Below are 11,195 nucleotides of genomic sequence, written 5' to 3'. Positions count from 1 at the left end.
GGGCGGCCTCAAGATCGCTCCCGCCGGCAAGCCGTGCTGCTACGGGGTGTGCGAGCATCAAAAAACCGGCCACGGGGGCCGGTTTGGGAGGGCGCAGCAGGCTTCAGTCGTCGAAGTCGTGCCAGCCGCCCATTTCCTTCCAGCGGTTGACGATGCCGCAGAACAGCTCGGCAGTCTTCTCGGTGTCGTAGCGGGCCGAGTGGGCCTCGCGACCGTCGAAGTCGATGTCCGCCGACTGGCAGGCTTTGGCCAGCACGGTCTGACCGTACGCCAGGCCCGCCAGGGTTGCGGTGTCGAAGCTCGAGAACGGATGAAACGGGTTACGCTTCATGTCCAGGCGCGTGACGGCCGCGTTCAGGAAGCCCAGGTCGAAGCTGGCGTTGTGGCCAACCAGGATCGCCCGCTTGCAGCCATTGGCCTTGAGGGCCTTGCGCACGCCGCGGAAGATGTCGGTCAGCGCAGTCTCTTCGCTCACCGCCATGCGCAGCGGGTGGTCGAGCTTGATCCCGGTGAACTCCAGGGCCGCCGCTTCGATGTTGGCGCCTTCGAACGGCTCGACGCGGAAGAAGTAGGTGTGTTCCGGGAACACGAAGCCCTTGTCGTCCATGCCGATGGTGGTCGCTGCAATTTCCAGCAACGCATCGGTAGCGGCGTTGAAACCTCCGGTTTCTACATCGACCACGACCGGGAGGTAGCCGCGAAAGCGTGCCGCCATTGGATGCCGGGAGCCTGTGCCGCCGCCGGAACCTTCCTGTTCGTCGTCGTAAAGGTCTTCACTCACGCGTTTTCCTCCAGCAGGCGCCAGCGCAGTTTTTCACCGGCGCGCAGCGGGATGACCGACAGCTCGCCAAACGGCAGGCTGGCAGGGGCGGTCCATTCTTCACGAACCAGCGTGATGGTCTCGGTGTTGGCAGGCAGGCCGTAGAACGCCGGACCGTTGAGGCTGGCGAAGCCTTCGAGTTTGTCCAGCGCGTTGCGCTGCTCGAACGCTTCGGCATAGAGCTCGATGGCGGCGTAGGCGGTGTAGCAGCCGGCACAGCCGCAGGCGGCTTCCTTGGCGTGCTGGGCGTGAGGTGCCGAGTCGGTGCCCAGGAAGAACTTGCTGCTGCCGCTGGTGGCCGCGTCCAGCAGGGCAACCTGGTGGGTGTTGCGCTTGAGGATCGGCAGGCAGTAGAAGTGCGGGCGAATCCCGCCAACCAGCATGTGGTTGCGGTTGTACAGCAGGTGATGGGCAGTGATGGTCGCGCCGACGTTGGCCGAAGCCTCGTTGACGAACTGCACGGCATCGCCCGTGGTGATGTGTTCGAACACTACCTTGAGCGTCGGGAAACGCTCGACCACACGGCGCATGTGCTCATCGATGAAGATCTTTTCGCGGTCGAACACGTCGATGTCGCCGCGGGTCACTTCGCCGTGAATCAACAGCGGCATGCCGACTTCAGCCATGACTTCCAGCACATGGAAGATCTTGTCGACGCTGGTCACGCCGGAATCGGAGTTGGTGGTCGCGCCGGCCGGGTACAGCTTGGCCGCGTGCACGAAGCCACTGGCCTTGGCGGCGCGGATGTCTTCGGGCTGAGTCACGTCGGTGAGGTAAAGCACCATCAATGGCTCGAAACGGCTGCCTTGCGGACGCGCGGCGAGGATGCGCTGGCGATAGGCATCGGCCTGCTCGGCGTTGCGTACCGGCGGCACGAGGTTCGGCATGATGATGGCGCGGCCGAAGGTGCGGGCCACGTCGGCGACGGTGTGGGGCAGAACAGCGCCATCGCGAAGATGGATATGCCAGTCGTCGGGGCGCAGGAGGGTCAGGCGGTCGGACATTGGGAATTCCAGGCGGGTAAAACGTGCCCGAATGCTACCGGAAAAGACTCCTTCAGGCACTCGCTATCAAGTTTTGCAGGAACTATCCGATAGAGATGTGTAAGCGATAAATCTTGTTACGCGGTAAATTTTTTGTGGAGCCTCCCGTGCGCCAGCGATATCTAGCCCTGCTCAGCGCGTTTGCCAGCCTGCCCGCGATGGCACTCACTTTCCAGACCCGTCTGGAGAATATCGAGTGGAAGGTGGAAGGCGACCAGTTCGAGTGCCGCCTGAGCCAGCCGATCACCGACTTCGGTGCGGGCGAGTTCGTGCGTCGAGCGGGCGAGCAGGCGACGTTTCGCCTCAAGGCCAATGGCTACAGCCTGGCGGCAGGTTCTGCGACGCTGATTGCCGCCGCTGCGCCATGGCAGCCGGGTCGTGGCGATCTGAACCTGGGCGTGGTGAAAGTCGGCAACGGGGACATTCCTTTCAACACCAGCCAGGCCCAGGCGAGCCGGCTGATCGCAGGTCTGATGGAGGGCCGCAGCCCGGTCATCCGTCACAGCCTGCGCGACGGCGGCGGGGCGATGGAAGTTCGTCTGTTGCCGGTCAAGTTCACCTCGGCCTACAACCAGTTCCAGGCATGTACGGCCAAGTTGCTGCCGATGAATTTTGATCAGGTCAGCAAGTCGGAGATCGGCTTCCCGGGTGGCGGTATCGAACTCGATGCCCAGGCCAAGCGCCAACTCGACACCGTGCTGGCTTACATGAGCGCCGATCCATCGGTCAATCGCGTCGAACTGGACGGCCACTCCGATAACAGCGGCAATCGCCTGACCAACCGTGACCTGTCCCGCCGTCGGGCGCTGGCGGTCATGGACTATCTCAAGGCCCAGGGCATCCCGGAAGAGCAGATCACCGTGCGCTTCCATGGCGAGCAGTACCCGCTGGTACCCAATACCAATAATGCCAACCGGGCGCGCAACCGCCGGGTGAACATTCATCTGGAACGTGTCGCGCAGTTGAAACCGGCAGTGGCGCCGGTGCCGGCCCCTGTACAGCCGCCCTCGCAACCCCCGGCACCGGTCCCGGCGCCTGCACCTGTGCCTGCGCCAGCGGCCACGCCAACGCCAACCTCTACGCTGGGTTCGCCGCCAAAAGCCTCGTGATTGGGGTCGTGTGTTCGACAGATTCTGTCGCTTCGTCGTCAGAAGCTGTCGCGACACTGTAAATCCACGGGTTTGAACGGTAGAATCATCGGTTTTCCGTACAACGCGTTGGAGTGATGGCATGGCGGACGTAAACAAGGTAGTTCTCGCGTATTCCGGTGGCCTGGATACTTCGGTAATCCTCAAGTGGCTGCAGGATACGTACAACTGCGAAGTGGTGACCTTTACCGCTGACCTGGGTCAGGGCGAAGAGGTCGAACCAGCACGCGCCAAGGCGCAAGCCATGGGCGTCAAAGAAATCTACATCGACGATCTGCGCGAAGAGTTCGTGCGTGATTTCGTCTACCCGATGTTCCGCGCCAACACCGTCTACGAAGGCGAGTACCTGCTGGGTACCTCCATCGCCCGTCCGCTGATCGCCAAGCGCCTGATCGAAATCGCCAACGAAACCGGTGCCGACGCCATTTCCCATGGCGCGACCGGCAAGGGTAACGACCAGGTGCGTTTCGAACTGGGCGCCTATGCACTCAAGCCGGGCGTGAAAGTCATCGCCCCATGGCGCGAGTGGGACCTGCTGTCCCGCGAGAAGCTGATGGACTACGCCGAGAAGCACGCGATCCCTATCGAGCGTCACGGCAAGAAGAAGTCCCCGTACTCCATGGACGCCAACCTGCTGCACATCTCCTATGAAGGCGGCGTGCTGGAAGACACCTGGACCGAGCACGAAGAAGACATGTGGCGCTGGACCGTTTCCCCGGAAAACGCGCCTGACAAGCCGCAGTACCTGGAACTGACCTACCGCAACGGCGACATCGTCGCGCTGGACGGCGTCGAAATGACCCCGGCTACCGTATTGGCCACCCTGAACAAGATCGGCGGCGAGCACGGCATCGGTCGTCTGGACATCGTCGAGAACCGTTACGTGGGCATGAAGTCCCGTGGCTGCTACGAAACCCCGGGCGGCACCATCATGCTCAAGGCGCACCGCGCCATCGAGTCGATCACCCTGGATCGTGAAGTCGCTCACCTCAAAGACGAGCTGATGCCTAAATACGCCAGCCTGATCTACACCGGCTACTGGTGGAGCCCTGAGCGTCTGATGCTGCAACAGATGATCGACGCGTCCCAGGCTCACGTGAACGGTGTCGTTCGCCTGAAGCTGTACAAGGGCAACGTGATCGTCACCGGCCGCAAGTCCGATGATTCGCTGTTCGACGCCAACATCGCGACCTTCGAAGAAGATGGCGGCGCTTACAACCAGGCCGATGCGGCGGGCTTCATCAAGCTCAACGCACTGCGCATGCGCATTGCCGCGAACAAGAACCGCAAGCTGTTCTGATCGCTGACCGCGTGAGATGCAACCCCGCTGCGGGGTTGCATCTGCCTCCAAATGCATCGAAAGTTTAACGGTCAGGTCGTCGGATTATTTATCTGAATGGCTCAGATCCGTCAGAAGACGACTGTTCAGGTTCGTCGATTTTCCCCGGACTTTTGAATTCAAAGCGATAAGCCTTGCCGATGTTCCAGACATCGCGCACCGAAAGCCCTAGCAACTGTGCGATCTCCGGCACCGTATAACCCAGCGTCGAGTAATGCATTGCGTGGCCAGCCACGGTGTCATCGACGGAGGTGGTTTCCCGGTTACGCAGCGACCGTTTCCCCCTGACGGGCCTGCTGTAAACGATCTTCACGCCATGCTCGCTCGCCAGCCGCCTGATTTCCTTGCGGTTCATCCGCAGCGAATACTGAATCGCGGTCACTCCCGCCCCTTTGGCCACCAGCCCCTTGAGCTGCTCCAGCTTCGCGTTCATCAACGTTGGCGGATCGGGCTGCGCCGCTGGTTGTGCCGTGGCTGAATCCCTGCTGGCCGAGGCTCCTTCGGCAACCACATTGATGATCCCTCCCTGGGCGACATAGCGTTCGATGGCCTGGGCAATCTCGAGGTTTTCAGTAAAGGTCTTCGCTGTTAATTCTGCTTTTCTGGTCATGGTTTATTCCTTTGAACATGTAGGTATAAGGCGTAGCCCGGCGAACATGCAGGTGCCCGGATAACTTTCACGCATCGGCTGCGGCATGTTCAGGGTTGGCCGAAGCCCGCTCGCGCTCGACATCAAGGCAAGATAAATAGCGGAATGGTGGTCAGGGTGTTACAACTCGGGATTGGCTTAGTGTGCCGTTTTAGTTGTCGGATTAGAGCGGTAATTCATAAAAAAAGTAACGATTGAATTCGGGATTTGCAAGTGGAAAATATTTTTTTGAAAGAGTTTTTCAAAAGTGATTTCCAAGTTCTTACATGGGAGGCGCAGCGGTCTGTCAGTGTTGTAGTATTTTTCTTATTTGAGCGAAGTTGTCTGGATTTAATAAGAAGAATGGTATTACGTAGGCGTCGGAAGAATGCTTTGCCGCACAAACGTTACTGATGAGGCTGCATGACTACGCCTGCCGATTGACTCAGACCTGGGGCGCCTCTTCGATTCATGACAAAAAAACGCTGGCTGCTCTGCGCCGAAGGGCACGTCGGGACGAATGATGCGGATTCAGAAGTTTCCGAATATGTCGTAGGCTTTTTCCGTAAATATATATGTATGTAAAAAGACTTTTTCCAGTGTGTATTTTTCAACCACGCCGTTCGCTGAACGAGTCGTGGTGTGACTTGCAATATTTTCTGGTGGTGCACCTCTGGCATGTCCGCGCGATGCGCTTATTCTGATCGAATACGCCACCGCAAGGTTCGCTGGCCCGAAAGTCGGCCGGGCCGGCAAGGGGGCAGGGTCGGTTCAAGGCGCGCCGCCAGGATGAGTCGTCAGCCTTTCATTTTGGAAAGATCGTCCGCCGGGCGCGTATATATTCTTCACGTCGCGCTCGGACCGATCGAATAGTCCCATGAGGTATTACGCAAATGGACGAGCATGCTGTAGTAATGGGCGTGTGGGTTGTGTGGCCCACGCGCCATGAGCCTTCATCGCAGCTCACAGGAGTTCATCAGGCAGAGAAAGACAAATGGAAGCCCTGCCAATGAACGCATATAAGTCAAAAAATGTAGGAAATTTCTGTTGCTTGAGTGGGAAAGGTCTTTGCCTGCTTGTACAGCGGGAGGAGCGCCATGCAAAGCACTAAACGACTAAGCTATTGTGCGGGCTCTGAAAATTCGAATAGCGAAGAATGGATTGCTCATGAATAAAGTGTTGATCGTGGATGATCACCCTGTCATTCGACTCGCCGTGCGCATGTTGATGGAGCGCCACGGTTACGAGGTCATCGCCGAAACGGATAACGGTGTGGACGCACTGCAACTGGCGCGGGAGCATTTGCCCGACATCGTCATCCTGGACATCGGCATTCCCAAGCTCGACGGCCTGGAGGTCATCGCCCGTCTCACGGCCATGACATTGCCCTTCAAGGTGCTGATCCTGACGTCCCAGTCCCCCGGGCATTTCTCGATGCGCTGCATGCAGGCGGGCGCCGCAGGCTACGTGTGCAAGCAACAGGACCTCACCGAGTTGCTCAGCGCGATCAAGGCCGTTTTGTCCGGGTACAGCTATTTCCCGAATCAGGCGCTGCACACGGTGCGTTCCAGCCTTGGCAATGCCAGCGAGGCAGAGATGGTCGATCGCCTGTCGGCGCGGGAAATGATGGTGCTGCAGCAGTTGGCGCGTGGGAAAACCAACAAGGAGATTGCCGATGGCATGTTTCTGAGCAACAAGACGGTCAGTACCTACAAGACCCGGTTGCTGCTCAAGCTCAACGCCCACTCGCTGGTGGACCTGATCGAACTCGCCCAGCGCAACGGGCTGGTGTAGGGATGGGCGTACATCCCTACCGGAATCTTGCAGGCTGCCCCAATTGAATTCATGTCGTCAGGCCTGGCCTCTCATGCTGCCCGAGAGGCTGTTGGCGCCCGAAGATCAGAGGTCGAAGTCGTAGTCCGCCAACTGCTTCTGCAAACGGCGTTCTTCCAGCAGGTTGTCGATGGTGCGGCGCTTGCTGAGGTTGGTCTTTGCGGTTTCCGCAGGTACTTGCGCGGCTTCGTCTGTATCTGTGGATACGAAGTCGTCGTCTACATCCATCTGCTCTTTGTCAGTACTCATGAAAGTCGACTCCAGGCTTAGACTGTCTTTGGCGCACCTTATAACGACAAACCTCGACCGGGTAAAAAAGATTTTTTCAATCGATCAACCCCTGCAAACGCTATCGCTCAATCGTCTGAGGTTTTCTGCTTGAATTCGCACAGGTCCTCGATTCTGCAACTGCCGCAGCGGGGCTTGCGGGCGATGCACACGTAGCGGCCATGCAGAATCAGCCAGTGGTGGGCGTCCAGCAGATAGTCTTTGGGGACGAACTTCATTAACTTGTTTTCGACCTCCACGACATTCTTGCCGGGTGCAATGCCGGTGCGATTGCTCACGCGAAAAATGTGGGTGTCCACCGCCATGGCCAGTTGCCGGAACGCGGTATTGAGCACGACATTCGCCGTCTTGCGTCCCACGCCGGGCAGTGCCTCGAGGGCTTCGCGGGTCTGCGGCACTTCTCCGCCATGCAGTTCGACCAGCATGCGGCAGGTCTCGATGACGTTCTTGGCCTTGCTGTTGTACAGGCCGATGGTCTTGATGTACTCCGACAGCCCTTCGACGCCCAGGTCGTAGATCGCCTGGGGCGTATTGGCAACGGGATACAACCGTGCGGTTGCCTTGTTGACGCCTACGTCTGTAGCTTGAGCGGAGAGGATGACCGCGATCAGCAGTTCGAAAGGTGTGGTGTAGGACAGTTCGGTTTTAGGGTCGGGATTGTCCTCGTGCAAGCGACGAAAAATTTCCAGACGTTTTGCTGCATTCATGAGAGGCGCTTTCCCTGGGAAACGGTCGTGTCGGGCGTCGGGTGTTCTGGCAGGTTCAAGCCGGGCCGGGTTCAAGGGCCTTGAGTGTGTGTTCGGCTTGCATAACCTGATCGCTCAAGGCGGCGATGTCCTGCGCGCTGGCATCGGCGGCCTGGGCCTTCTTCAATGCGGCACGACTCATCGCCAATTGAATCTTCGCGCGGTTCAGGGTGGCCTTGTCAGCTTTTTCCATCGCAGCGGGCGGTGCAGGCTGCGCGGCAGCCTCGCGCGATTCAGCGGCCTGCAGTTTCGCCAGCACCTCTTCAGCATCATCCAGCTCGCGCTGCATGACCACCAACTGCGCGGCTTGCTCGGCAATGGGCGGATGACCGAAGGCTTTCAGTGATTTGTTCAACTGGGCGCGGCTCATGGCAACGTTGATCCGTGCCTGTTTCAGCGCCGCCTCGGCATCCGGGGCTTTCTGGGCGCTGATCCTCGCCAATGCGGCCTGTAGCGGGTCCGGCGTGGCCGCTCGTGGCGCTGTCAGCGGCTGCTTGCGCGCCAGGCGTTCTGCCTGTCGCTGGCGTTCCTCACGCTGCAACCTGGCGTTGCGTGCTTCGAAGCGCTGGCGAGCGTGATTGCGTTTGGCTGTGCGCGCGGCTCGTTCAACGTCGTTCGCCGCCAGGCCGCCGACAATCGGCACCACGGTCGCCAGGGGCAGGGGAAGCATGTCGATGCAGTCCACGGGGCAGGGCGCCACGCACAGGTCGCAGCCGGTGCATTCATCGACGATGACCGTGTGCATCAGCTTCGCGGCACCGACGATGGCATCCACCGGGCACGCCTGAATGCACTTGGTGCAGCCGATGCATTCGGCTTCGCGGATAAACGCGACCTGAGGCGGGGCGCTGCCGCGTCCGGTGTCCAGGGCGATGACGTTGACATTCAGCAGGTGCGCCAGGGCTGCGATGGTTTCATCGCCGCCAGGAGGACACTTGTTGATCGCTTCGCCGCTGGCGATCCCTTCGGCGTAGGGCTTGCAGCCGGGGTGGCCGCATTTGCCGCACTGGGTTTGCGGCAACAGGGCGTCGATGCGCGATATCAGGCTCATGATTTGACCCGGCCAACGCCCCGCAAGGAACGTTGGCCACGTGCAGGGTTACTTGATGCGCTGACCTGGCTTGGCGCCGCTGTCAGGGCTCAGCAGGTAGATCTCTTCGCCACCAGGGCCTGCCGCCATCACCATGCCTTCGGAGACGCCGAAACGCATTTTGCGCGGCTTGAGGTTGGCGATCATCATGGTCAGGCGACCTTCCAGTTCGGCGGGGTTCGGGTAGGCGCTCTTGATGCCGGAGAACACGTTGCGCTTCTCGTCACCGATGTCCAGGGTCAGGCGCAGCAGTTTGTCGGCACCTTCCACGTGCTCGGCCTTTTCGATCAGCGCGACGCGCAGGTCGATGGCGGCAAAGGCGTCGAAGTCGATTTCCGGCGACAGCGGGTCCTTGGCCAGTTCGCCATTGCCTTGTGGCGCGGAACCGGTGTCGGTGGCGCTGGCGGCGAGGTCTTCTTTCGAGGCGTTGGTCATGGCTTCCACTTTGGCCGGGTCGATACGGGTCATCAGGGCCTGGAACGGGTTCAACTGATGGTTGCTGAGCAGGGTCTGGTGGTCGTTCCAGGTCAGCGGGGCGACGTTGAGGAACTGCTCGGCGTCGGCCGCCAGGTTCGGCAGCACCGGCTTGAGGAAGATCACCAGTTGGCGGAACAGGTTCACGCCCAGGGCGCAGATGGCCTGGACTTCGTCCTGCTTGCCTTCCTGCTTGGCCAGCGACCACGGCGCCTTGTCGGCGATCCAGGCGTTGGCGCGGTCGGCCAGGGCCATGATTTCACGCATGGCACGGGCGAAGTCGCGGGCCTCGTAGGCTTCGGCGATGCTCGGGGCAGCGGCGAGGAAAGCGTCGGTCAGTTCCGGCGCGGCATTGCCGGCCACCAGCACGCCCGCGTTGCCCTTGTGAATGAAGCCTGCGCAGCGGCTGGCGATGTTGACCACCTTGCCGATCAGGTCGGAGTTGACCTTCTGCACGAAGTCTTCGAGGTTCAGGTCCAGGTCGTCGACACCTCGGCCCAGCTTGGCCGCGTAGTAGTAACGCAGGTACTCCGGCGACAGGTGCTCGAGGTAGGTGCGCGCCTTGATGAAGGTGCCGCGGGACTTGGACATCTTCTGGCCGTTGACGGTCAGGTAGCCGTGCACGTTGATGCCGCTCGGCTTGCGGAAGCCCGAGCCTTCGAGCATGGCCGGCCAGAACAGGGCGTGGAAGTTGACGATGTCCTTGCCGATGAAGTGGTACAGCTCGGTGGTCGAATCCTTGTTCCAGAACGCGTCGAAATCCAGGCCCGGGGTGCGGTCGCACAGGTTCTTGAAGCTGGCCATGTAGCCGATCGGTGCGTCCAGCCAGACGTAGAAGTACTTGCCTGGTTCATCGGGAATTTCAAAACCGAAGTACGGCGCATCGCGGGAGATGTCCCACTGTTGCAGGCCCGAGTCCAGCCATTCGGCGATCTTGTTCGCGACGGCGTCCTGCAGGGTGCCGCTGCGGGTCCAGCTTTTGAGCATGGCGTCGAAGGCAGGCAGGTCGAAGAAGAAGTGCTTCGAATCCTTGAGCACCGGGGTCGCGCCGGAAATGGCCGATTTCGGGTCTTTCAGGTCGGTCGGGGCGTAGGTTGCGCCGCATTTTTCGCAGTTGTCGCCGTACTGATCTTCGGTGCCGCATTTGGGGCAGGTGCCCTTGATGAAGCGGTCGGCCAGGAACATTTTCTTTTCCGGGTCGAAATACTGGGTCACCGAACGCGTGGCGATGTGCCCGGCGTCACGCAGACGGGTGTAGATCAGGCTCGACAGCTCGCGGTTTTCTTCGGCGTGGGTCGAGTGGAAGTTGTCGAAATCCACCAGGAAGTCGGCGAAGTCACCGCTGTGTTCGGCCTGGACATTGGCGATCAGCTGTTCAGGGGTGATCCCTTCCTTTTCCGCGCGCAGCATGATGGCCGAGCCGTGGGCGTCGTCCGCGCACACATAAATGCACTGGTTGCCGCGGTGCTTCTGGAAACGCACCCACATGTCGGTCTGGATGTACTCGAGCATGTGGCCAAGGTGAATGGAACCATTGGCATAGGGCAGGGCGCTGGTGACGAGGATCTTGCGTGGCTCGGACATGGGGCTCGGCTACTTGAAGTGAAACGGAGGTCGGTAACTATAAAGGCCTGAGCGTTTTTTTTCATCCCGCAGATGCGCGATCTGCGGCGTTCGCGAAATCTGGATACAACATCGCCGGTCGCGGGCCAGCGCGCTCCTGCACATGCGAGCACCGTCCCGTAGCAGCACGGCTTGCCGGCGGGGACGTCCTCAAAATCGCCCC

Annotated in this window: 10 protein-coding genes; 3 read left to right on the top strand and 7 right to left on the bottom strand. The window is 60.2% G+C overall.

Annotated elements, in window-relative coordinates:
• Positions 1-103 precede the first annotated feature (103 nt).
• Positions 104-781: a ribonuclease T gene (rnt, locus tag NPS29_RS28225; protein WP_274136763.1), complete on the bottom strand. Its 678-nt coding sequence runs from the start codon at positions 779-781 to the stop codon at positions 104-106.
• Positions 778-1,824: a dihydroorotase gene (gene pyrC, locus NPS29_RS28220; protein WP_274136761.1), complete on the bottom strand. Its 1,047-nt coding sequence runs from the start codon at positions 1,822-1,824 to the stop codon at positions 778-780. Before pyrC ends, rnt begins: the two co-directional genes overlap by 4 nt.
• Before the next feature lie 146 nt (positions 1,825-1,970).
• On the opposite strand from pyrC, the gene NPS29_RS28215 reads away from it, so the two are divergent.
• Positions 1,971-2,972, top strand: a complete 1,002-nt coding sequence (locus tag NPS29_RS28215; RefSeq protein ID WP_274136759.1) for a flagellar protein MotY — start codon at positions 1,971-1,973, stop codon at positions 2,970-2,972.
• Between the two features lie 121 nt (positions 2,973-3,093).
• The gene (locus NPS29_RS28210) at positions 3,094-4,311 is read left to right on the top strand and encodes an argininosuccinate synthase (protein WP_274136758.1); all 1,218 of its coding nucleotides are present in this window, start codon (positions 3,094-3,096) and stop codon (positions 4,309-4,311) included.
• Positions 4,312-4,399: 88 nt separating this feature from the next.
• On the opposite strand, the gene NPS29_RS28205 is transcribed toward NPS29_RS28210, so the two are convergent.
• Positions 4,400-4,960: a hypothetical protein gene (locus tag NPS29_RS28205; RefSeq protein ID WP_274136757.1), complete on the bottom strand. Its 561-nt coding sequence runs from the start codon at positions 4,958-4,960 to the stop codon at positions 4,400-4,402.
• 1,185 nt (positions 4,961-6,145) lie between these two features.
• Here NPS29_RS28205 and NPS29_RS28200 point away from each other — a divergent pair.
• Positions 6,146-6,772, top strand: coding sequence for a response regulator transcription factor (locus tag NPS29_RS28200; protein ID WP_274136755.1), 627 nt, complete (start codon positions 6,146-6,148; stop codon positions 6,770-6,772).
• 105 nt (positions 6,773-6,877) lie between these two features.
• Here NPS29_RS28200 and NPS29_RS28195 read toward each other — a convergent pair whose 3' ends face one another.
• From NPS29_RS28195 to metG, 4 genes are all read right to left on the bottom strand, one after another.
• Entirely contained in the window at positions 6,878-7,060 is a 183-nt protein-coding gene (locus NPS29_RS28195; RefSeq protein WP_274136753.1) for a PA3496 family putative envelope integrity protein, read from the bottom strand.
• A 107-nt stretch (positions 7,061-7,167) separates the two neighbouring features.
• A complete protein-coding gene (nth, locus tag NPS29_RS28190) occupies positions 7,168-7,806 on the bottom strand; it encodes an endonuclease III (RefSeq protein ID WP_274136752.1) in 639 nt (212 codons plus the stop codon).
• Between the two features lie 55 nt (positions 7,807-7,861).
• Positions 7,862-8,896 (bottom strand): electron transport complex subunit RsxB, encoded by a 1,035-nt coding sequence (rsxB, locus tag NPS29_RS28185; RefSeq protein WP_274136751.1) that lies wholly within the window; start codon positions 8,894-8,896, stop codon positions 7,862-7,864.
• A 48-nt stretch (positions 8,897-8,944) separates the two neighbouring features.
• Positions 8,945-10,993, bottom strand: a complete 2,049-nt coding sequence (gene metG / locus NPS29_RS28180; protein ID WP_274136750.1) for a methionine--tRNA ligase — start codon at positions 10,991-10,993, stop codon at positions 8,945-8,947.
• Positions 10,994-11,195: the final 202 nt, after the last annotated feature.

Source organism: Pseudomonas putida (assembly GCF_028682175.1).
Lineage (GTDB): Bacteria > Pseudomonadota > Gammaproteobacteria > Pseudomonadales > Pseudomonadaceae > Aquipseudomonas > Aquipseudomonas putida_AD.
The sequence above is the reverse complement of the archived record's forward strand: the minus strand, read 5'-3'. Positions and strand labels throughout refer to the sequence as shown.